This is a genomic window from Flavobacterium psychrophilum, from assembly GCA_001708385.1.
Taxonomy (GTDB): Bacteria; Bacteroidota; Bacteroidia; order Flavobacteriales; family Flavobacteriaceae; genus Flavobacterium; species Flavobacterium psychrophilum_A.
In genome coordinates, this window is sequence record CP012388.1 from 844614 (window position 1) to 868973 (window position 24360).

Genomic DNA, 24360 nt, shown 5'->3' on the forward strand with positions numbered 1-24360 from the left:
TTTAATATAATTTATTTATTCGATTTTGCATTCTATTATTAAATCTGCAACATTTCAAACGTTTTCGTTAATAAGTTTTTCCTAAAATAATCTTAAAGAAACTAAAAAAGCAGCTATTTCTCTTTGAAATGGCTGCTTTTTTCTTTAAATATAGAATTTTTTCCCCGATAAATTATCAATTAATCGGTTTCAGGTATGCGTTGAGGCTGCTTTTCTTTACTATTCGTTTTTTTCTTATTCCTACTCTCCATGAATTTTATGTATTCCGGTGAAAGATCGGAGTCTGGAATATCATTACCCGTATTGTCTTTTTCCTTCTCCTCCGTCTTATTGAATAGTTTTCTCCAAAGTTCACGCACTGTATCAAAATCTACTTCATAAGTAAGTCCGACACCTTGCGTGTAGCCAATTCCCTCACCTAAGAAGTTAATATCATTTTCACGGTTAAACACTCTTCCTTTTAACGTATTTTCATCATTAAGGCGAATTTGTGCTTCTACATTACCTACAATCTGCGATTCGTTCACACCTCCAACAGGAACACCCACCTGGCCGTTAACAGTAATCCTGTCATTAATTTGCGATGACAATGTAAGTCCGACCTGAGAATTGGTTTCTACATACGGATTTCTGTCGGCCTGTACATAGTTAAAACCAATATTCACTTTACTATCCTGATCGGAGAAAATATCATTTACAAGGCTACTTGCCCTTTCAAAAAGGTTACCCGCTACTGCCGTACCTGCATTCATACTGTTAGGATTAACAAAGCTTCCTGTAGAAAGCAATGATAACGCCTGGTTTTGCCTTGTGGTCATATCACTAAGCCTGTATTCTAAATCAGACTTCAGTACCGAACTTACTCCAGGGAATGTAATCACGAAATCGGGCTCAGGACTTGTAAGATTACCGGTAAGCACGATACCTACCTCAACAGGTATATTTCTATTGAAAGTAGACGCCTCAAGTAATGCCGAAGGGTTTGCCCTGGTGGTGTAAACCGCTTCAAGGTTTAACCTTGCACGTGTAGGGTCACCCTCCCAGTTAATAGAACCACCCGGTTTTACGGTGAACTTTTTATCTATTAGCCCGGCATATTTAAAGTTGTAAGTTCCACTAAGTACAGAGAAATCTCCAAACATATTAAACTTACCTAGTGTATTAATATTTAGTAACAAGTTACCATTACCGGTAGCTGTAAGCCCATGACCCGTATTCTTATCGATTATAACCTCAAGTTTTGCATCCGAATTTACAATAAGGTCAAAGTTAAGTTCCAGACCTTTATAGGTTTTCGATCTATCCTCCACCACGATCCCCTTAAGCCTGTTTTCTTTTTCTTTCGGACTGAGGAATTTTATAAATGCAGCACTATTACTACTCGGTCCACTATTATTAATCGGTATTTTAATATCGGTACCTGCTGCGGATGTGGCATCTACCTTAATGAGTAGTGAAGTTACAGGGCCATCTATACTGGCTTTACCTTTAATGAAAGCCGTACCGTAATACATCGCCTCATCAGAATCCTGTGTATCCAGTACCACCATCCTGTCCGATTCAATAGTAAGATCTTCCAGTCCCCATTCTTTAAACATCTTATGCTTTACCTTACCATTAAGCCTGCCCTTTGTTCCATATTTGGTATCGGTCATTTCTATATTCCTGAACTGGAACATCTCCTGATTAAAATCTACCGTGGCGTTGTGTTCAAAATTATAATCGGTATTCAGGTAACCCACTTTCAGTCCGGCCTCTTTAAGGTAGAGTCGGCCGTTTATCTCAGGATTCTTTACATTACCTACAATAGCCGCCCGTCCGGAAGCTTTACCTCTAATATCCGGAAATACCGATTTAAGGAATATTTCAAGTGGCGACATATCAAAATCGGTAAATATAGCATCCATAGATAGTAGGGTTTGTTTATCTACTATCTCAATAGCACCACTGGTATAAAAGTTTTCATCGCCGTTTGTTGATAATGATGTACTAACGTTGAATTTTCTAAAGGAGTTATCTCCGGTAACCTGCATAGAGAGGTCGCCAAGGTTAAACTTATTAATTCTTAATGTATCTACTGTTATTGACGATGACGGATGAAACTCCTGCTTATTTTGTTTTAGGCTAATTTCCCCGTTTAACCTTCCTCCAAAACTAAGACTATCAATAGAAGGTGTAATCTTATGGAGGTCGACATCGTTAAACGTTAGCTTAAGGTCTTTAAAGTCTTTGTTTCTAAGCATACCTGCCAGCTCAACCTTTTGGTCGTTGTGTGACATCGTAAGCTTGTCAATAGTAAAGTCGGTCAACTTTTTATTGAATACAATTTTATTCTGTCTCCCATCTTCTTCATTAATATACCATAAATAGTTTTTAAGTTTTATCTCCGATTTCTTAAATCCTACTACCGACTTATTATCTTTATCTATAGTATGGTACAGGTTTAAATTGAAATTATCTTTACCCTGGCTGCCGCCTTTAAACTCAGAACGCAGGTATAATGTATCGTTTTGAGTTACGTTAACAACTTTAAAGTCTGATATTTTGTAATTTTTTAGTTTAATGCTATCCATGCTTACGTAAGCATTGTACAACGGATTCCTGTTATTTACGTCGATATCAATATTATTAAACTCATTATTGAATGCCGTTATCAAAGGCGAATCAAATGCAAGCACAAATTCCCCCTTATCAGCATTAATCCTTCCTTTCACGGTAGTATTATCCCCCACTACAATTCCCGGGTTTATAATTTCAACTATCTTATTATAAATAACAAAATTAAAGTCAAAGAACTGTCCCTTCTTGACCTTATACGGTGAATAATTGGTGTAGAGACTTCCCAAAGCATTTTCAACCAGCTTAGGCACCTCTTTTATATCGTAGATACCTTTAACATAGCCTTCAATAATATCTTTAGAGTCAAGAGTTACTGTCCTTACCTTATTTTCATCATAAGATGCTTCTACTGTAAAATCGTCAAAGTAATAACTGTCCCTGTTATTTTGATACGAAAGATTCGTAACATGAAGTTTACCGGCCAGGGTATTAAGACTATTTCCGCTGGCATCGGCCACAATATTTCCTTTAAAGATAGAAAGGGTGTCTTTCTTCATAAAGTTAAGCATATGCAGATCGGCATAATCAACCTGCGCATGAAAATCGTAATTAACACGGTTGTTGCTCATATCAAGCAAACCGTCAAACGACATCAAAAGGTTAGGATCGTTACTTTCTATGCTTCCGTTAAAGAAAGGCCACTTTAACTGACCGTCTACAGTTATATTTTTGTAATTGTACTTATTTGCAGCAAAGCTGGTAATATTTCCTTTTACAATAGTATTAAGCGATTGTTTGTTGAATCCCTGCCCGTCTACATCTACATGAAGCGTAGCAAGACCAAACATTTTATTATCTAACAGCCCGCCAATATTAAAGCCGTCAAGGTCTATCGTTCCAAAGTATGACGCTTTATCCGGATTGTTATAGTCATTAACCGAAAGATCCGTTGTTGCCTCCCCTAATTCAGACATTATATACATCTGGGTGGTAAGGTCGGTTTTAGTAAGCACTACATCACCAACAAGATCTATACGTCCAAATTTTTCAAGTATAGTCGGTAAGCTTTTACCCAGTATTCTTGGCATTATTCCTTTAAGGTTGGCATAATTTGAAGTTATCCTGTCAAAGTTACCGTTCATATAAAAGCCCGGGCCCTGTTTGTCAAACAAATGCCTGAAGTTAACCGAACCTATAATTTCAGAATCGTTAGCATCCAACAGCTTAAGATCATGAAGCACGAAATTGTTCATAGGCCCTGTAAGCTTCGTAGAAAGATAAAACTTTTGATTAGGCCCAAATTCGTTATAGAAGTAATTAAGTTCATTAGATGATACTGAAGCCCTTTTTACCAAAAAGTCAAAATTAACACGGTTCACAAAATCCTTCATGTCATTTTTGCCATAGGTAAGCTTAACCGCTCCGGTAAGTGCAGACTCTGCCGTTACAAGTTCCAGATTATCCAGTTTAATATTGGTCTTGGTATATGTAAATTTCGCTTTAAGATTCTGCACAAAAAGCTTCCTGTGATCCAATAAAGAAAGTTTCCTTATATCTGCAGTAATATCGCTACCCTTAATATAAAAGTCTTTCAGCTCGCCGTTAAGCTTTTTAAAATCAAGAATTACAGGCGTAACTGCATTTTCATTCGTCAGGCGAAAACGCCCATTGCTTACAACAAGGTCTTTTGTCCTTAACCTGAATTTACCTTTACCCGGTTTACCGTCATCAAAGCGCTTTATAAAAAAATCAAGGTTAGATGTTTTTTCGTCTTTATAGGTTTTCATATGAAAGTTTAGCTTCTCTGCTTTTATAGAACCAAACTTTAACTGGCTGTTTAAAAAGCCCCTAACGTTGAGGATATTTGTTTGAAGCCTCGTTGCTGAAACCAGTGTATCTTTATGATGATCGAGAATAAGCACACCTTTTAACTTAACACCCCCGAATACAGAAACTGCAATTTTTTCGATCTGGATGTTTGTTCCAAAATCTTCATTTAGCTTATCTGTAGCATAATGCGCTATCTTTGTCTGTACAAAAGGTAAAGACAAGGCTATGCCTAATAGCAGTATGAACACGATAATTCCGATTATCGTCCTGAGAAGTATTTTTTTAAATTTTTTGATACTGCTAATTGTTTTAAATTTGTGCGCTGCTAGCTGGCTAACAAGCAACAAAAATAGGAATTTTATATACTTGTTAAATTCGCTTTAAGGCTTTTTTATAATACCAAATTCTGTGCCTGAAAATTATGACGGAAAAACCTACATATATATTATCTATCGAAAGCTCATGCGATGATACCGCTGCAGCCATACTTGAGAACGGAAAAGTACTCTCTAATGTTGTTGCAAGACAGGCTATCCATGAAGAATATGGCGGCGTTGTACCCGAGCTTGCCTCGCGTGCGCACCAACAGAATATTGTTCCTGTAATAGATGTTGCTCTGAAAAAAGCGAATATTTCGAGGGAACAGCTTAGTGCTGTAGCCTTTACACAAGGCCCCGGACTGATGGGATCTTTACTGGTAGGCAGTTCTTTTGCGAAATCTATGGCACTTGCATTAGGTGTTCCGCTTATTGCGGTGAACCATATGCAGGCACACATACTGGCACATTTTATAGATGAGGAAGGTTTCGACAAACCCGATTTTCCTTTTTTAGCGATGACCATAAGTGGTGGCCACACTCAGATCGTAAAAGTGAAAAGCTTTTTTGAAATGGAAGTTATCGGCGAAACCACCGATGACGCCGTTGGTGAAGCTTATGATAAAAGTGCAAAAATACTGGGACTACCTTATCCGGGCGGGCCTTTAGTTGATAAGTTTGCCCAGTTAGGTAACCCTAAAGCCTTTCCTTTTACCAAACCTAAAGTCCCGGGATTAGACTTTAGCTTTAGTGGACTTAAAACGCAGATATTATATTTCGTGCAAAAAAATGTAGTTGCCAATCCTGATTTCATTAACGAGAACATGAATGATATTTGTGCTTCCATACAGCACACCATTATTAATATCCTTATGGATAAGCTAAAGCTTGCCGTAAAAGACACCGGTATTACTCAGGTGGCAATTGGGGGCGGTGTTTCTGCCAATAGCGGCATCCGTGCCACACTTAAGGAAGCAGAGAAAAAATACGGTTGGAAAACCTTTATCCCAAAATTTGAATATACTACCGACAATGCCGCAATGATTGGCATTGTAGGCTACCATAAATACTTGGAACATCAGTTTAACGATGCTTCTGTAACCTCTAAAGCGCGAATAGAACTTTAATATGCAATTATTTTATAACCCACAAGTACAGCCCGGCGATACTGCCTTTACATTTGATAAGGAAGAAAGCAGGCATATTGTAAAAGTACTCCGCAAAAAAGAAGGTGATACCATACACATTTCTAATGGAAACGGCTACCTGTTTACTTCTGAGATAAATTTTGCGAACGAGAAAAAATGCGAGGTTCAGATAACTGCTGAAAAATTCCATGAGCCGGCTCCTTATTCTTTGCATCTTGCAGTAGCACCAACTAAAATGAACGACCGTTACGAATGGTTCTTAGAAAAAGCTACAGAAATTGGCATTACTGAAATAACACCCATTATCTGCGAACACAGCGAACGCAACAATTTTAAAGCCGACCGTTTCGAAAAGATTCTGCAAAGTGCCATGAAGCAGTCGTTACAATTTTATATGCCTAAACTAAACGAGCCAATAGCTTTTAACTCGTTTGTATCAGCGCAGCATGAAGGTCAGCTTTTTATAGCCCACTGCGAGGAAACCGAAAAGCGTCTGCTTAAGAACGCCATTGAACCCAAAAAACAAGTTACTATCCTTATTGGCCCTGAAGGCGATTTTTCCTCTAAAGAGATCGCTTTGGCCTTACAGCAACATTATATACCTGTATCTTTAGGCAATACCCGCTTACGCACTGAAACTGCAGCCATTGTAGCGGCACACAGTGTGGCATTTGTGAATGAGGAGTAATTAGTTTTCAATCGCAATCGCATTTTTCAGTTGATATTGTTTGTCTGAGTGATGCTAAGGCATCAGGCTGCGTGGCGTTAAGAAAATTATAAGTGAAGCGTTAAGAAGCATCCGTTGCCTGAGCCGCAGGCGAGTTCGGATGGTTTAGCTAAATGCAATAATTTTTAGCCTAAGGAGTCTTAGCCTTGACTTTTTGGTTCTTTTGTGTCAAGACAAAAGAACACACAAACTTTCCTTATATTTACACCACAATCATTATTCATGAAAAAATTGCTTTACATATTATTGCTTTCTCCTGCACTGCTAATGGCACAGGAAATTGCAGTACTTAAATACTCCGGTGGTGGCGACTGGTATGGCAACCCTACTTCCCTACCCAACCTGGCTAAATTCTGTAATCAGAACATACGTACCAAAATAAATCCTAAAACTGCTACTGTTGAAGCAGGTAGCGCCGATATCTTTTCGTACCCCTTTGTTCACATGACAGGACACGGAAATGTGGTATTTAGCGACAACGATGTCATCAACCTTAGAAATTATCTTACATCGGGTGGCTTTCTACATATTGACGATAACTACGGTATGGATAAATACATCCGTAAAGAACTTACTAAAGTATTCCCTGATAAAGAACTGGTTGCCGTTCCTGCAAGCCATGAAATATTTAAGGGTCCGTTTTCCTTTCCTGCCGGAATCCCGAAGATTCATGAGCACGATAATAAACCACCACAGGCTTGGGGCATTTTTGTAGAAGGCAGGCTTGTACTGCTTTACACTCTTGAAACCGACCTTGGTGACGGATGGGAAGATCAGGAAGTGCATAACGACCCTAAAGAAATTCGCGAGAAAGCTTTAAGAATGGGAGCCAATATCGTTAACTATGCTTTTAACAACTAAGCCCATTTTACAGCTTAAAAACTCATAATCTTGTATTAAAGCGGAAAGATTTTAGTAATTTAACCGTAAATTCGGGCTACTAAAAACAAATACACTTTATGGTCACCTCTAAAACTATCGCTAATGGGCTATTGCGTGCAATTGCCATCTTAGCTGGCGTATTCATATTACTTTATGTCCTTTACCAGGTTCAGACAGTTATATTATTCCTTTTTATTGCATTAATAGTAAGTATGATAGCAAGCCCTATCGTTTACTTCCTTAAACGCAGATGCAAGTTTCCGCATACGCTGGCTGTAATTGTGACACTGGTATTTTTAATATCGTTGCTTGCCGGCTTCATCTTTATGTTTGTTCCCTTGATCATATCTCAAGGAGAAAACCTGTCATTGCTTAATACAGCGCAACTGGAGCAGGATTTTAATGAGGTGATCAATCAGGTTAATACCTACCTGTCAGGCCACAACATTGACGCCCAGAAGCTAATGAAACAAGCTGACCTTACTTCAAAACTTAATTTTGATTTTATACCCAATTTTATCAATTCACTTATCGGCATATTAAGCGGATTCGGTATTGGTGTGGCATCGGTAGTATTCATTACATTCTTTTTCCTTAAAGACAGGAAACTGTTCTCCAGGGCCGCTAAAAAACTACTGCCGGATACGCACGAAGATAAGATCGTTAATTCTTTCAGGAAGATAAACTACCTGCTTAGCCGTTATTTTATAGGGCTTATAATACAAATGTCCATTCTGTTTGTAATATACCTTATTGTATTATTAATCTTTGGGGTAGAAAATGCTTTTATTATAGCCTTTATAACCGCATTGCTTAACATTATCCCTTATATCGGTCCGCTTATCGCAACAGTGCTGGTAATCATACTTACAATGCTTGGAAACATTGGCCCCGAAACACAGGGAGAAATGCTTTCAACTACATTATATGTATTTATAGGTTACTGTGCGGCTCAGTTTATAGATAATAATATTACATCGCCACTTATATTCTCTAATAGCGTAAATTCGCACCCGCTGGAAATATTCATCGTGATACTTGCAAGCAGCTTCCTTTTCGGAGTATTGGGAATGATAGTTGCCATACCAATATATACGGTACTGAAAGTTGTTGCTAAAGAATTTTTCCCTGAGAACCCTGTAGTTAAAATACTGACCAAAGACATTTAGATTTGCTTTTCGAAAAACTTTTATCGCCCAAAGTACAGCAGTATATTGTTGAGAATACCGGCAGGCCTGTTACACAACTGGCACTGCAAAAAAATCCTTTTCACGATATTGAATGGACAGAAATACTCAACCAGATTGCTGCACGCGAGAAAGCAAAAGATAAGCTGCCTACATGGTATGCCGCAGAAAATATAATATATCCTTCTAAAATATCGGTAGAGCAAACCTCATCAGAGGCTGCCGCACAATATAAAGCCTCCCTGGTTTACGGCGAATGCCTGATAGACCTTACGGGAGGTTTTGGCATTGATGATTATTACTTCTCTAAAACAGTAAACAAGGTAACACACTGCGAACTTAACCTGGAGCTTTCTGCAATTGCTAAACACAATTTTAAAATACTCGGTGCCGGTAATATAGAGTGCCTGCCGGGCGATAGCCTTGATACATTACAGGTGCTTGAAAGACAATACGACTGGATATATATTGATCCTGCAAGACGCAGCGATGCCAAAGGCAAAGTTTTCATGCTGAAAGACTGCCTGCCTAACGTTCCGCATCTTTTAGACACCTATTTTAGGTATAGCGACAATATATTAATTAAAACCGCTCCAATTCTTGATATAAGTGCCGGTCTTGCCGAACTGCATTCGGTAAAAGCAGTACATATAGTGGCTGTAAATAATGAGGTAAAAGAGTTACTTTGGCTATTAGACAAAGGCTTTAAAGGCACACCGATGCTGACTGCAGTAAACGTTACTAAAGAAGGCAAAGAAACATTTTCGGCTTCATATGAACCTGCCGATGAAGCCCCTTATTCGTTACCTTCAATGTATTTATATGAACCGAATGCAGCCATAATGAAATCGGGGGCGTTTGACGCTGTTGCCCATCATTACGGCATAACAAAACTGCACAGACATACACAATTGTACACCTCAGATGAACTAATTTCTTTTGAAGGACGACGATTTACTATCGATTCTATTCTTGCTTATCAAAAGGTAGAGATGAAAACACTCGAAGGTAAAAAGATGAATGTAACCACCCGTAATTTCCCGCTTTCAGTAGAAGATATCCGCAAAAAATGGAAACTTAAAGATGGAGGGGACACTTATGCGTTCTTTACTACCAATATCAAAAATGAAAAGGTAGTGCTTGTCTGCTCTAAAGTTTAGTTAACAGGAACGAGCCTGAAAATAGATCCTTTATCATCTTCAACCGCTAAATAAATATAACCGTCAGGTGCCATCCGTACATCGCGAAGACGGCCTATATTCTTTAGCAGCTTTTCCTGTCCTGTTATTTTCTTTCCGTCAAGGTAACAAAGATTAAGGTATTTAAATCGTAATGATCCCACCAACAGTGCGCCTTTCCAAGGCTTGTATTTATCACCGGTTACAAAAGCAGTGCCCGATGGCGCTATAGAAGGCAACCAATATAATAAAGGTTCTTCTATACCCGGAGCAGCGGTTTTGTCTGTAATAATAGCGCCATTGTAATTAATACCATAGCTGGTAACAGGCCAGCCATAATTAGTGCCGGGAGTAATTATATTTATTTCGTCTCCACCCCTTGGGCCATGCTCGGTTTCCCAAAGTTCACCCGTTACCGGATGCAATGCCATACCTTGCGGATTCCTGTTGCCATAAGAATATAATGAAGTAGCATTTCCCGACTTATCTTTAAAAGGATTATCTGCCGGAATGGAACCATCTGCATTTATGCGGTGAATTTTACCCAATGCGTTTTCGAGGCTTTGAGGGTTTTGTTTCTCATTACCTCTTTCCCCTACCGATATAAACAGGTAATTATTCTTATCAAAAACCAAACGGCTGCCGTAATGGTGGCGTGTCGAGGCATACGGAAGGGCTTCAAAAATTATTTTCTGACCTGTCAACTTATTTCCATCCAGTTTTGCCTGCATTACAGCGGTAGTAGCCTGTCCGCCTTTAGGTTTTGAATACGAAAAATATAACAATCGGTTTTTTTCAAAATCAGGATGCAGGATAATATCCATAAGTCCGCCCTGCCCTGCTGCCAAAACATCCGGCACTCCTTTTATTTCCGTATTCTTCCTGTTCTTTACATTATAGAGTTTTCCGCCTCTTTCTGTAACCAGCAGGCTGCCATCGGGCAAAAACGCCATTCCCCACGGCACATCAAGTCCTGTAGCCACTGTATCCAGTTTTACTGTAAGCTTTTCACTTTTAAAGATGTTAGATTTTGGTGCATCCTCAAAATCATAAGCCTCCCTATTTTTAATGCCCTTCAATATATAAGCCGCCAGTTCTTCAATCTCCTTTTTACTAAAAGCTTTTTCAAACGCAGGCATACCTTCATCGGCATAACCTTTTGTTATACCTTTTACCAAATCAGCCTGGGAGTTCCCGTGTTTCCAGCCCCGGTCTACAAAAGCATCCATTTTTTCGCCGTGACAGCTACTGCAATAATTCTGGTAATTTTCTGCAGGTGTTTTATCTACAGGAAGGCTTATCGCTGACACAGCAGTATAATTCTCTCTTGCCTGAAAACTAAAAAGCGCTATGCCACAGGCAAGCAATACGGGAAATATGATATAAGGTTTTAGCATAATCTTTAAAATATGGGTTGATGGAACTATAAAGCTATTATATTTTTTGGTTGTAAAGGGTTTGTAAATTATTAAATATGATCAATACGTACCATTTTGATTATATTTGACACTCAAAATACTATATAAACTAATGAAGAAACTGTTTACATGCCTGCTATTAGGATTAACTCTTGTAGCCGGTGCACAAACAAAAGACTGCGATTACACTGTAGTGAGTGGCAATGATGGCCAGGAAATGAAATCTACAAAAGAAGCCCTGATGCATGAAAAAGTGTTTGCGGGATCCTCTCAATTTATGTTCTTTTCGCTTTCCAATAACGACGGTGTTCCTGTTCTTAACTTTCAGCTTCTGGCAAAAAGCAAGGAATTCCCAAAAGTATATTGCTTAGACAGGACGTCAAAAATTTACATTCAATTATCAAACGGTAAAATTATTACACTTATCAGCGCTACCGAAGATCAGTGTTCCGGACTTATTTATGACGGTGCCGAGAAAAATAATATAAGGGTTCTTACAGGAATGTTCCTGTTTACAAAAGGATCTTTAGAAGAGCTTGAGAAAAATGCTATTTCTTTTATAAGGGTAAAATATGTAGATGAGCTGGTAGATTACCCGCTAAAGAAAGAACTTGTAAGCGAAAGCATGGGTCAGAAATACTATCCGGAAGCCTATTTCATAAATAATCTGAAATGTATCCAGTAAATTTCTTGAAAAAAGTTGATTTGTTATTGTATTGATTGCTAAAGACTTTACATTAACATTACAAAAAAATAAAAAAAACCTTCAAAAATAGTTGCAGATAATAGAATCAACTGCTACATTTGCAACCGCAAAAAGGGTACAACTTTATGCAAAACAGGAGAGGTGCCGGAGTGGTAACGGAGCAGATTGCTAATCTGTCGACGTGCAAACGTCGCCAGGGTTCGAGTCCCTGTCTCTCCGCTGTTTTCGGGGTGTAGCGTAGCCCGGTCATCGCGCCTGGTTTGGGACCAGGAGGTCGCAGGTTCGAATCCTGCCACCCCGACGAAAACTTATATTGGAATTGATCGATCAGGGTCGCGTAGCTCAGCTGGATAGAGCACCTGCCTTCTAAGCAGGCGGTCTCAGGTTCGAATCCTGACGCGATCACGTAGATTAGGAAAACCCACTCTCTGAGTGGGTTTTCTGTTTTTAACAACTTTCAAAATCCCGCCGTATGAAAATCATAGCACTAAACGAAGGAACCTACGCCGTTAGTAAACAAAAAGAATTCAACCTACTTACAGATGGGAACAGGGACGAGAAAAATCCCGGGTACCTAACAATGGCTGTATGCCCTTTCCTGATTGTTACCAGTGACGATGTAATTCTGCTTGATGCCGGATTAGGTTTTACCAACAACGGACAACCCATACTAGGGCTGCTGGATCAAAACGGGTACACTACAGGCGACATTACCAAAGTATTGATGTCTCACCTGCACAAAGACCATATTGACGGCATAGGACAGCTAACAGAAAACGGAATTATATCTAACTTTCCTAATGCCACTATTTATATCCAGCAAAGAGAACTGGATTATGCATTATCGGAAACCGAAAGCTATTCCTTCAACCAGGAAACCCTGAAAGAAATAATGTCACTTTCTAACCTGTATTTAATGAATGAGGATAAAGGAAATATTGGCGACCATATAACATTTGAAGTTACAGGTGGGCATTCACCCTATCATCAGGCCTTTTGGATTACAGAAGATGACGAGATCGCTTTTTACGGCGCAGACAACCTTCCGCAAAGAAGTTACCTAAAATTCCACATAGCTTACAAAAGCGACCACGATGGTAAAAAAGCAATGGAACTACGCCAGCTTTGGGAAAAACAAGCCAAGGATGAACATTGGTCGGTACTGTTTTACCATGACATTAAAAATAATGTGGTGAAGTTTTAACGATTACCTTAACGGTATAATCATCTCTTATCAAATGATTATTGCTGTTTTTATCCTTAAATTTGCATCCTTCTAAAATCACTTCGGTTTCACGATCGAGACACATCTATCCAATTCGTTTATGACACGCAAAAAATATATTTCGTTAATACTTATACTCGGTTCCTTAACAGCGTTAGGTCCTTTTACGATTGATATGTACTTACCGGGCTTTAAAGCCATCGCCGATGACCTGCATACCGATGTAAACAAAGTATCCTTATCGCTTTCCAGCTACTTTATAGGCATAGCTTCGGGTCAGTTGCTTTACGGCCCACTACTGGATCGTTTTGGACGTAAAAATCCGCTATATGCAGGATTATTGGTTTACATCCTCGCATCTATTGGTTGTGCCATTGTTACCGACATTGATATGTTCATTTTATTACGTTTTATACAAGCAGTAGGTAGTTGTGCAGCATCGGTAGCAGCAATGGCTATGGTACGTGACCTTTTTCCTGTAGAAGACAGCCCCAAAGTATTTTCGCTACTAATGCTTGTCGTTGGGCTTTCGCCAATGCTGGCACCAACCATAGGCAGTTATGTGATTGCAGGCTTTGGATGGCATACTATTTTTATAATACTTGCTATTATGGGTTTTGCCGTGTTACTGGCTTCCCGTTTTGGATTAGGCCACACCCGAAAACCCGACACCACACTATCGTTAAAACCAAAGCCTATCATTAAAGGTTTTTTAAGCGTTGTTTCTCATCCGCAGTTTTATACGTATGCATTTTCGGGTGCTGTAGCATTTTCAGGACTGTTTACATATGTAGCGGGCTCTCCCCTGCTGTTTATGGATATCTTTAAAGTATCAGGTGAAGCTTACGGATGGATCTTTGCACTGATGTCGGTTAGCTTTATCGGCACCAGCCAGCTTAACTCGGTATTGCTTCGCAAATACAAAAGCAGGCAATTAGTATATGCCGGGTTACTAATACAAAGTGTAATCAGCGTATGCTTTCTTATTGCAGCTATGAATAACTGGCTTAATCTTTACACCACTATCGGAATGTTATTTTTATACCTGGGTTGTTTAGGATTAACCAACCCCAATACAGCAGGGCTTTCGCTTGCACCATTCTCAGAAAATGCAGGAAGTGCTTCTGCCCTTCTTGGCGCACTGCAATTAGGACTTGGTGCTGTAGCTTCTATGCTTGTGGGTATATTGGTAAAAACATCTATGGTGCCAATGGTCGCTATTATGGCAGGTGGTACACTTACAGCACTAGTAATACTTTTAATAGGAAAAAGAAACATTAAAGTTGTTACCGAAGCCGATAGCGATGTTCCTGTAATGCATTAATAGCGTTACAGCCTGTTTTGCTCTTCGGCGTTTTTATTCTCGCGTTCATTATTCTTGACATCGCCACCAAAAGAATAAAGCACGGTAAAGCGAAGCATTTTTAAATCGCTGTAATTGCGATATGATGTTTTTACATTATTAGAAACACCCGTATAAGTTGTTTTGTGAGTAGCAAGTATATCATTTCCGTTAAGGCTAAATTGTAGCTTTTTATTTAGCAGAAATAGTTTTAACGTTGCGTTCAGCTGACTAAAAGCAGTATTTGTGTCAAGATTGGCTGTTCCGGCGGTAACATACATGTAATTTACATTGAATAGAAATGTCTTGCTTTTGTTCAGGGTAAAATCGCTGTTAAGCCTGAACTCACCATTCCAGCCATTTAAAAATTGAAGCGTTACCGGTATGCTCGATCTTGAATCGCAGTAGTAAACATCGGCATTAAAGTTTAACTGATACCATTCAAATGGTTTAAGTGTTACGTACTGGGTTAACCCAATTGTTGTGTTGTTTATGAAATTCAATGGACGGTTCGCCTGAACTCCTGTTTCGGCATCAATAATGGCAAGATTCTCAAAATCGCCTTTTATTTTGGAATAGTATAATGCTACCGTATAATTATCCTTATAACCGTACTCAAGCTCAAGAGCATTAGCAAAAGAAGGCTGCAGGTAAGGATTACCTTCTGAGTAAGAATACTGTGAGTTGATGAATCGAAACGGGTTTAAAAATTCAAAATTAGGACGCTGTATCCTTCTTCCGTAATTCAGCGAAATAGAATGATCTTCCGTTGGTTTGAAAACCAAATACGCTGTTGGGAACAGCTTGGTATAGTCGATGATGTTTTGCTGACCCGTCGTTAAAGATCTGCCATTAGTATGAGTACTTTCAACACGCAGTCCCGCCTTTGCTTCCCATTTACCAAACTCTTTTGCCGCATCTATAAATCCGGCATAGGTATTTTCTTTAAATACAAATTCATTACTCTGGCTGGCATCCCACACAGGCACGCCACTACTAAGGTTGTACAACCCAAAATCGCTTGACGTTTTAGTATTGGAATACCGGGCACCGTAATTCATCTTCATAAACTTTAAAGGATGTTCCATATCAGCATTCGCCGAGAAGTTATCTACCCTCCTATTTCCCATATTATTGAGCGATGTAAAACGCTCTGGTAGTATAATTCCGTTTACATCGTAAGTATCGGTTTCAAATGTTCTGTCGCTTTTGGTAGAATACCTAAAATAATCAATATCAAAAGACAGTTTCTTCCCTATCGTATCCATCGTATAAACAAAATGGTAGTTTATTGAGTTGTATTTATTTTTAGCGGTATCATTACCTAAAGTTTTTATGATAGAATCCCGAACCTGAGTAGTATTGTTTATAATATTTACAGTAGTAATATCATCTGTTTCATAGTTATTCCGCTGCCCATAATACTGAATTCCGGTAGTAAATTTATCGGTAAGCTTATAATCTGCACTAAACCTTCCATTTAATAAATCAAATCGGCTGTTATTACCGGAAACTTCATCCCATAAATACTCAGGGTACGAAAACCACATTCTGTTTATCGGCCCGTTTGCACCATCCGTTTTTCCTACCGAAGCCTGAATTGCCAGTTTATCCTTCTGGTAATTAAATCCGGCATTATTAAGTCCGGATGCATAGGTGTTCTGTTTATAGGTTGATTGAATATATCCATTCCAGGCATTGTGCTTTGCCTTTTTAAGTCTGATGTTTATAATTCCGCTATTTCCCTCGGCACTGTATTTTGCAGGCGGGTTGGTTATTACTTCAATGCTCTTAATATCATCTGCCCTAATCGATTTTAAAAAGGCCGTAAGCTCGTCGCCGGTTAACCTCATGATACGATCGTCTATCATAACCAATATACTGCCTTTCCCAATTATGGAAACCACATCATTTTCTACCTTAACCCTCGGCACCAATCGTAACGCATCAAGAGCATCGCCACCCGATGCTGCTATGGTATTCTCTACATTAAAAATCAGGCGGTCTACTTTACGCTCTACAAGACGTTTCTTTTGTTCTACCAAAACCTCATCGAGCTGTTTAGCAATCTCCACAACTATCTGACCTAAATTGATATCTTTATTGACTTCAATCTCTTTTCGGAATACTTCAGATCCCATAAAAGAAATATATAGACTGTAATTACCTGCACCGGAAGTAAGTGTAAAAAAGCCTTTTTCGTTAGTGAGTGTAGAAGAGGTCATTGTTTTTTCGCTACCCGTCACTATAACTTCAGCAAATTCTACAGCATTGCCTACCTTGTCCTGAAGGATTCCGGATACTGTATATTGCGAATAGCTTAATGCAGGCAACATAATCATGAAAAACAAAACGATAGCACTAAACAAAGTAAATTGCCTCATGTAAGCATAATCTTATACTACAAATAGACCGCTTTTCTTACAGAATGTTACACGAAAAGATGTTAAATTTTATAATTTTCTGAAGACGACTATACATTATGTGCTTATCTGCCGTTATTAATGAAAGCTGGTTATCAAAGCATTTAATTTTGTAACCAATTATTTAACATTGCAAAACAGAAGCTTTGGCATTTAATTTGAAACTTCTATAATATCTTTTCTATATTTACCGCGATGATTTGAAATTACTGCAATAAATAGAATCTTTTGTTGCAAACTTTACATTCCAAAAACATACAAACAATAATCTTATGAAGTTTTACTCAATTGAAGAAATCAACACACTGCTTAAAGGTGAAATCGTAGGCAGTACAAATAATAGTGTTTCTTCACCCCAACAGCTTGAACTTGCAGAAGACAATCAGATTTCTTTTATAGGGAATAAGAAATATGAGAAGTTTTGGGCAGATAGTAAAGCACCGATAGCTTTGGTTAACGAAGATATCTCCATTGAACCCGGCGAAAACAGGGCCTTTATTAAAGTAAAGAATTCTGAACTTGCAATGACACAGCTGCTTGAGCTTTTTGCTCCGGCACCGCCACAATTTGACGTTGACATACACCCCACAGCAGTTGTAGATACTACAGCAGTTCTTGGAGCCGGTACAAGAATAGGCGCCGGATGTTACGTTGGCCCTAATGTGCAAATTGCAGATAATGTAACCCTTTATCCAAATGTTACCGTACTTGACGATTGTACTATCGGAAAAAACTCGGTACTATGGTCTGGTGCTGTGGTGCGCGAAAGATGCCACATTGGGGCGTACTGCATACTTCACCCAAATGCGACAATTGGTGCAGATGGCTTTGGCTTTACGCCATGCCCGCAACGCGGACTGGTTAAAATTCCACAAATTGGTAATGTTGTTTTAGGTAATGGTGTAGAAATAGGTGCTAACGCTTGCGTAGACCGAGGCAAATTCAGCTCTACCATTTTAGGCGATGGCTGTAAAATTGATAACCTTGTACAAATAGGCCACAACAGTGTGTTGGGGAAATTCTGTATTATGGCTGGTAACAGTGGTCTTGCAGGATCTGTAACCCTTGGTGACGGTGTTATTATTGGTGGAAGCGCCTCTATTAAAGATCATACCACAATTGGCAGCGGAGCTACCATTGGCGCAGGTTCTGGTGTTACCGGAGATGTTGAAGCCGGAAAAGTAATGCTTGGCTACCCTGCAGCAGAAGCACGTACTACACTTAAACAATGGGCAGTTCTTAGAAATTTAGCCAAATAATATCTTCAACCATACAAAATACTTTAGACCCTGCCTTTTGGTGGGGTTTATTTTTATAACAAACTATTATTATATTCGTAGTTCATTATTTACAAAATGGGCGAAAAAAGACTGTCGACTAAAATACTATTTAAACGTTTATTAAAAATTATCATTGGTGTATTCATTCTGATGAATATCATCGCGATATTTCATGCTTATAAATTCACGCACTTTTCCGATAAGATCTATGAGAAAACGGATGCTAACACACTTACGGCAACACAAAAAGCAGGCATATTGTTTTTTGGCATAGACAATCCGAGGCCTGTGAATAGACACAAACCATCGCAACCGTATTCAACAGTAAAGCTTAAAAGCAATGTTACAATTGAATGCTGGAGCATAAAAACAAATAATCCCAAAGGTACAATTATACTATTTCACGGTTACGGAGGAGATAAATCGGGAATGCTGGACAAATCTGATGCATTTGTAAAGATGGGATACAATACACTGCTGGTTGATTTTATGGGATCGGGAGGATCGGAAGGCAACTCTACAAGCATAGGTTATTTTGAAGCCCAACAGGTAAAAACCTGTTTTGACTACCTGAAACGTAAAGGCGAAAAAAACATACATCTATTCGGCACTTCTATGGGAGCGGCCGCTATACTTAAAGCAATCAACGACTACAATATGCAGCCTGCATCGATAATGATTGAGTGTCCGTTTGGCTCAATGTACAAAACAGTCTGTGCCCGTTTCAGGATAATGGGTGCGCCGACCGTTCCTATGGCCGGACTTCTTGTATTTTGGGGCGGTGTTGAAAATGGCTTTTGGGCATTTACCCATAATCCAGAAAACTATGCAAAAACAGTAAATTGTCCGGTATTGCTTATGTATGGTGAAAAAGATAACCGCGTGAGCCGGGAAGAAATTGATACCATTTTTGCCAACCTAAAAGGTAAAAAACAACTGGCAACATATCCATTGGCAGGACACGAGAATTATCTCAAAAAATATAACGACAAATGGAATGCTGATGTCAAAGCATTTCTGAAAAGGCTATAATTAAAGAAAACCTGCTGTAGCATTTATAAAGTAAGGTGAGTCGTTCCATCGTATCTTTTTATAGGCATGTTCCTGTTTTATGGTTTCAGGCAGGCAGCTCCATATTGTCTGGCTCATTTTTTCAAGCAACAACTTTCTCGAAAAAGTATCGGAAGTTACAAGGCTTATTTCACGCACAGGCTTAGGATCTTTAAAAGGCTTGAATAATGTACTTTCTTTTTCATTGAGTACAGACAGTTGCGGGATGATAGCAAAGCCAAGTTCTGCCCTCACCAGGTTTTTCAGGGTTTCGATAGAATTAATATCATAATTAAACTGCTCCCCTACTTTATCGTAGCTATCTTTCAATTCGCAGATATCCAGCATTTGCGCGTTGTAGCAATATTCATGCTCTAACAACAATAGGTTAGGCCTGTCATCGGGACTCAGCTCATAAAATTCGGCTTTCGCCATAGAATGTCCTTCGGGTAAAAAAGCAACAAATGGCTCATTAAAGACAGGATATTCCTTTAATCCCGGCATACCTGTAGGCGTTGCCATAAGGGCAATATCAATATCGCCGTTTTGTAAGCCATGAAGTAATTGTCCCGTACCGGTTTCCTTAATCGTAAAGTGCATATCGGGAACGACGCCCTTCATTGCTTTTATAAACTGCGGAATAAAATAAGGTGACAATGTGCTTATCACTCCAAGTGTTACATTACCTTCAAGGTCATTTTTTTGATGTACCACAAAATTGCGGATGGCATCGGCCTCATGTAGCACCCGTTTAGCCCGAAGAATAATTTCAGCACCTAGTAAAGTTGGCTTTAATGGTACTTTGGTTCGGTCGAAAATCCTGACACCTATTTCTTCCTCTAAATTTTTAAGTTGAATAGTTAATCCGGGTTGAGTAACCATACACACCTCTGCCGCCCTCGCAAAATGACGGTGTTCGTCTAGTGCAACGATGTATCGCAATTGCTGAATTGTCATGATTATAAATTTATTTTATAAACATACAAAATTATTAATTTGTTTTATACGTGTCTAATCAGATATCTTTGTAGTATCAAAATGGAAATGCAACCTTAACCGGACTAATTTGAAAATTTGATACATTTAATCTCACAAATAATAAACAACTTTTAAAATTTAATATCATGAAATTTACAAGAAAAGCAAACGCAAACTGGCAAGGTACAGGTATGGAAGGTAAAGGATTAATCTCTACTGAAAGCACCACTTTAGATAAGGCACAACTATCATTTAAAACACGTTTTGCAGATGGTGTTGGTACAAACCCAGAAGAACTTATAGCAGCGGCACATTCAGGATGTTACACCATGCAGCTAAGCTTCTTATTAAACGAAGCAGGATTTACGGCAGACAACCTTGACACCGAAGCCCAGGTTACTTTTGAAGATGGTACAATTACTAAAATTCATTTGAAACTGGAAGCTACAGTACCCGGAATTACAGAACAAGATTTCCAGACTGCTGCACAAAAAGCAAAAGAAATATGCCCTGTTTCTAAATTACTAAAAGCAGAAATTACATTATCTGCGACTTTAGTATAATTAGAATTCATATAAGCCAAAGCCTATTCATATGAGTAGGCTTTGGCTATTGGTATAATTGTTGTTTTGATTTAAAAAGCAAACTTTATTCAATACACAACCAAAAGCGGTTTTTTTATACTTTTTTTAAACATATTATTTTTATATGCACTAAAATTCATTAATTTCGCAACGTTAACAAACAAAAAAGATATATCTATCATGAATAAGAAAGTAGTTATCGTTTCTGCAGTACGTACGCCGATAGGCAGCTTTATGGGTGCATTATCTACCGTAACAGCTTCCCAGCTTGGAGCGGCTGCAATTAAAGGAGCGCTTGATAAAATAAAATTAGATCCTAAACATGTAGACGAAGTTATAATGGGTAATGTGGTTCAGGCAGGTGTTGGCCAGGCTCCGGCAAGGCAGGCATCACGTTTTGCAGGGCTACCTGATTCTGTTATTGCTACTACAGTAAATAAAGTTTGTGCATCGGGTATGAAAGCCGTTATGCAGGCTGCTCAGGCTATTCAACTTGGCGATGCAGATGTTATCGTTGCAGGTGGTATGGAAAACATGAGCCTTATACCGCACTATGTTCAAATGAGGACTGGTGCTAAATTTGGACCTGCTACTATGGTAGATGGTTTACAAAAAGACGGACTTACAGATGCTTATGACAATAACGCTATGGGTGTTAGTGCAGATGCAACTGCTGTTGAATATAAAATTACACGTGAAGAGCAGGATAACTTTGCCATCGAATCGTACACGCGTTCTGCTGCGGCATGGGATGCAGGTAAATTTGATAATGAAATAGTGCCTGTGGCAGTACCTCAGCGTAAAGGTGACCCGATTATGGTTACTAAAGATGAAGAGTATACTAACGTAAAGCTTGACAAAATTCCTTCGCTTAATGCAGTATTTACTAAAGACGGTACTGTTACTGCGGCTAACGCTTCTACCATTAATGATGGTGCTGCTGCACTTGTAATAATGAGCGAAGATAAAGCCAACGAACTTGGCCTTAAACCTCTTGCTTACATAAAAGGTTATGCAGATGCAGAGCAGGAACCAAAATGGTTTACTACAACTCCTGCTAAAGCACTTCCTAAAGCACTAGACAAAGCAGGCATCTCTAAAGATGATGTTGATTTCTTTGAATTCAACGAGGCATTCTCTGTAGTCGGTCTTGCAAACTGCAAAATATTAGGTCTTGACGCTGCTAAGGTTAACGTAAACGGTGGAGCTGTGTCACTTGGTCACCCACTGGGATGTTCCGGTGCAAGGATTATCGTTACGCTTTTAAACGTACTTGAGCAAAACAACGCTAAAACAGGAGCTGCGGCTATCTGTAACGGTGGTGGTGGTGCTTCTGCTATTGTTATTGAAAGAGCTTAATCAACATAAAATATAGTTTAAAAGGCAGCCAAGGCTGCCTTTTTTTATTATGGTCAACAGCAGTTTCATTTGCAGGTATATGATCACGGTTTGAGTGAAGCGTAGGCATTGGGCTTTGTGGCGTAAAGAAAATTATAAATGAGGCGTTTAAAATCATCCGCTGTTTGAGAAAAGGCGAGTTCGGATGGTTTAGCCGAATAAAATAATTTTTAGCGTAAAAAGTCTGAGCCTTGACTTTTTGTTTCTTTTGTGTCAAGACAAAAGAAATATATTACTTTATCCTAAAATGAAACTCATCAATTAAATCTAAAATCATAGGTAGAGAATGTTCAAAATTCTATTAAGACGCTTCAGAATTAACTACTATATTTGTAGCTTTGAGAAGACCTGCAATTAATAAGTATAATCAGTAAAAATAATAAATCCAAAGGATGTTCGGTATTTGTAACCTTGCCATTGTGCCCCTACGTTTAGAACCAAGCGACAGAAGCGAAATGACAACGCAGGTGTTGTTTGGGGAACATTTTAAAATATTGGAGCAAACCGAAAAATGGTCGCGCATCGAACTGGCTTTTGACGGTTATAATGGCTGGATAGACAATAAGCAATTCCGACTTATTAGTGAATCTGATTATCATACATTAAGCAACAGCCCCGCTGTACTTAATGGCGACCTTATTGAATACCTTACTACTCCCGATAATCAACTGTTATCGGTACCCATTGGTTCATCACTTACTTTTTTAGATCACCCGTCTATTAATACCGATAAGTTTATTTTCGAAGGACTTAAAACATCGGGCATTACCAGCAAGCAGGATTTAATTCAAACGGCTTTCATGTATCTTAATTCACCTTATTTATGGGGTGGTAAGACGCCATTTGGCATAGATTGTTCCGGTTTTACACAAATGGTATATAAACTCAACGGTTATTCGCTTTTAAGAGATGCTTCACAACAGGCTACGCAAGGCGAAGCGCTTAGTTTTATTGAAGAAAGCGAACCCGGCGACCTTGCTTTTTTCGACAATGAAGAAGGACGTATCATCCATGTTGGTATCATTATGGAAGACAATCATATTATCCACGGACATGGTAAAGTACGCGTAGACCGCCTGGATCACTTAGGTATTTACAATATCGATACCAAAAGACACTCGCACAAATTACGTGTGATCAAGAAAATCATATAATATATACCAGCTGAAAATCTTATCTATCAAATCTTAATGGTTTGACGGACTACTATTTAATGGCATAAATTTTGGTACGTATTAGGAAACCTAAAACCAAACCTAATATGAAAAAACTATTGGCTCTACCTCTATTATTCTTGTTTCTGATAACGGGATGCAGTAACTCCGACGACGACAACAATGCTCCGTTAGTTGCTCAAACATTAATGAATGTTTCTTACGGCACTGATGCAAAGCAAAAAATTGACATCTACCTGCCCGAAGGACGAAACGAAAACACTAAAGTAGTAGTTTTGCTTCACGGAGGCTCTTGGGTAGAGGGCGATAAAAGCGACCTGTCTTACCTTATTCCTGTTATACAATTACAGTTCCCCGATTATGCAATTGTAAATGTAGGCTACAGGCTTGCAACACTAAACAGTCCTGCATTTCCGAAGCAAATTGACGATATTAAAAGTGTAATTCAACACCTTGAAAGTAACGATTACCATATTTCAGACGACTATGCCTTTATAGGATTTAGCGCAGGCGCACACCTGTCTATGCTTTATGGTTATGCTTACGATACCGATCACGATGTAAAAGCTATCTGTGATGTTGTTGGACCTGCCGACTTTACCGATCCTGAATATACATCGCATCCGTTATATTCTTCTGCGGCAACAGCATTAATAGGCACACCAACACCTACACAAGACCAGATACTATCGGTTAGCCCGGTTGCACATATAACGGCACAATCTCCGGCAACATTATCATTCTATGGCGGACAGGATCCGTTAGTACCTGCCACTCAAGGCCCACGTTTAAAATCGGCCCTGGATACCGCCGGTGTACAAAACGAATTTAATTTTTACCCTGATGGTGGCCACGGAAATTGGGATGATACTACATATAATGAGGTATACAGTAAGATAGCTGCATTCCTTACGAAACATCTGTAATAAGACCTCAGAAAAATATACAATCCC

The 24360-nt window shown here is 38.9% G+C and carries 18 protein-coding genes and 3 tRNA genes; 17 read left to right on the top strand and 4 right to left on the bottom strand.

The window, feature by feature from the left end; translation table 11 throughout:
* Window positions 1-179 precede the first annotated feature (179 nt).
* Entirely contained in the window at window positions 180-4652 is a 4473-nt protein-coding gene (locus ALW18_03580; GenBank protein ID AOE54297.1) for a hypothetical protein, read from the bottom strand.
* Between the two features lie 158 nt (window positions 4653-4810).
* Between ALW18_03580 and ALW18_03585 the strand changes: the two genes are divergently transcribed.
* From ALW18_03585 to ALW18_03605, 5 genes are all read left to right on the top strand, one after another.
* A complete protein-coding gene (locus ALW18_03585) occupies window positions 4811-5833 on the top strand; it encodes a tRNA threonylcarbamoyladenosine biosynthesis protein Gcp (protein ID AOE51675.1) in 1023 nt (340 codons plus the stop codon).
* A 1-nt stretch (window position 5834) separates the two neighbouring features.
* Window positions 5835-6542 (top strand): 16S rRNA methyltransferase, encoded by a 708-nt coding sequence (locus tag ALW18_03590; GenBank protein AOE51676.1) that lies wholly within the window; start codon window positions 5835-5837, stop codon window positions 6540-6542.
* A gap of 261 nt (window positions 6543-6803) precedes the next feature.
* A complete protein-coding gene (locus ALW18_03595; GenBank protein ID AOE51677.1) occupies window positions 6804-7442 on the top strand; it encodes a hypothetical protein in 639 nt (212 codons plus the stop codon).
* 98 nt (window positions 7443-7540) lie between these two features.
* Window positions 7541-8632, top strand: coding sequence for a permease (locus ALW18_03600; GenBank protein AOE51678.1), 1092 nt, complete (start codon window positions 7541-7543; stop codon window positions 8630-8632).
* A gap of 2 nt (window positions 8633-8634) precedes the next feature.
* A complete protein-coding gene (locus ALW18_03605; protein ID AOE51679.1) occupies window positions 8635-9810 on the top strand; it encodes an SAM-dependent methyltransferase in 1176 nt (391 codons plus the stop codon).
* Here ALW18_03605 and ALW18_03610 read toward each other — a convergent pair.
* On the bottom strand, window positions 9807-11225 hold the full coding sequence (locus tag ALW18_03610) for a hypothetical protein (protein ID AOE51680.1): 1419 nt from the start codon (window positions 11223-11225) through the stop codon (window positions 9807-9809). The two genes, ALW18_03605 and ALW18_03610, sit on opposite strands and share 4 nt — an antisense overlap.
* Window positions 11226-11358: 133 nt before the next feature.
* Here ALW18_03610 and ALW18_03615 point away from each other — a divergent pair, with 133 nt between their 5' ends.
* From ALW18_03615 to ALW18_03640, 6 genes are all read left to right on the top strand, one after another.
* Window positions 11359-11931, top strand: coding sequence for a hypothetical protein (locus ALW18_03615; protein ID AOE51681.1), 573 nt, complete (start codon window positions 11359-11361; stop codon window positions 11929-11931).
* A gap of 156 nt (window positions 11932-12087) precedes the next feature.
* Window positions 12088-12171: transfer RNA gene (locus ALW18_03620), tRNA-Ser, on the top strand.
* A 7-nt stretch (window positions 12172-12178) separates the two neighbouring features.
* Window positions 12179-12256: transfer RNA gene (locus ALW18_03625), tRNA-Pro, on the top strand.
* 27 nt (window positions 12257-12283) lie between these two features.
* A tRNA-Arg gene (locus ALW18_03630) sits at window positions 12284-12357 on the top strand.
* Between the two features lie 67 nt (window positions 12358-12424).
* Complete coding sequence (locus tag ALW18_03635) at window positions 12425-13156, top strand: beta-lactamase (protein ID AOE51682.1); 732 nt, start codon at window positions 12425-12427, stop codon at window positions 13154-13156.
* A gap of 121 nt (window positions 13157-13277) precedes the next feature.
* Window positions 13278-14501: a multidrug transporter gene (locus ALW18_03640; GenBank protein ID AOE51683.1), complete on the top strand. Its 1224-nt coding sequence runs from the start codon at window positions 13278-13280 to the stop codon at window positions 14499-14501.
* Between the two features lie 5 nt (window positions 14502-14506).
* Here ALW18_03640 and ALW18_03645 read toward each other — a convergent pair whose 3' ends face one another.
* Window positions 14507-16861 (bottom strand): hypothetical protein, encoded by a 2355-nt coding sequence (locus ALW18_03645; GenBank protein AOE51684.1) that lies wholly within the window; start codon window positions 16859-16861, stop codon window positions 14507-14509.
* Window positions 16862-17214: 353 nt separating this feature from the next.
* Here ALW18_03645 and ALW18_03650 point away from each other — a divergent pair, with 353 nt between their 5' ends.
* Entirely contained in the window at window positions 17215-18201 is a 987-nt protein-coding gene (locus ALW18_03650) for a UDP-3-O-(3-hydroxymyristoyl) glucosamine N-acyltransferase (protein ID AOE51685.1), read from the top strand.
* Window positions 18202-18297: 96 nt separating this feature from the next.
* Window positions 18298-19254 (top strand): hypothetical protein, encoded by a 957-nt coding sequence (locus ALW18_03655; GenBank protein AOE51686.1) that lies wholly within the window; start codon window positions 18298-18300, stop codon window positions 19252-19254.
* Here the strand turns inward: ALW18_03655 and ALW18_03660 are convergent, their stop codons facing one another.
* Window positions 19255-20229 (bottom strand): LysR family transcriptional regulator, encoded by a 975-nt coding sequence (locus ALW18_03660; GenBank protein AOE51687.1) that lies wholly within the window; start codon window positions 20227-20229, stop codon window positions 19255-19257.
* Window positions 20230-20396: 167 nt separating this feature from the next.
* Between ALW18_03660 and ALW18_03665 the strand changes: the two genes are divergently transcribed.
* The 4 genes from ALW18_03665 to ALW18_03680 all read left to right on the top strand — a co-directional run bounded on the left by ALW18_03665 (window position 20397) and on the right by ALW18_03680 (window position 24333).
* Window positions 20397-20813: a peroxiredoxin gene (locus tag ALW18_03665; protein ID AOE51688.1), complete on the top strand. Its 417-nt coding sequence runs from the start codon at window positions 20397-20399 to the stop codon at window positions 20811-20813.
* A gap of 201 nt (window positions 20814-21014) precedes the next feature.
* Window positions 21015-22193 carry an acetyl-CoA acetyltransferase gene (locus ALW18_03670; GenBank protein AOE51689.1) on the top strand — a complete coding sequence of 393 codons (1179 nt, stop codon included), beginning with the start codon at window positions 21015-21017 and terminating at the stop codon, window positions 22191-22193.
* A 431-nt stretch (window positions 22194-22624) separates the two neighbouring features.
* On the top strand, window positions 22625-23386 hold the full coding sequence (locus tag ALW18_03675; protein AOE51690.1) for a hydrolase Nlp/P60: 762 nt from the start codon (window positions 22625-22627) through the stop codon (window positions 23384-23386).
* Between the two features lie 107 nt (window positions 23387-23493).
* Window positions 23494-24333 carry a hypothetical protein gene (locus tag ALW18_03680; protein ID AOE51691.1) on the top strand — a complete coding sequence of 280 codons (840 nt, stop codon included), beginning with the start codon at window positions 23494-23496 and terminating at the stop codon, window positions 24331-24333.
* Window positions 24334-24360: the final 27 nt, after the last annotated feature.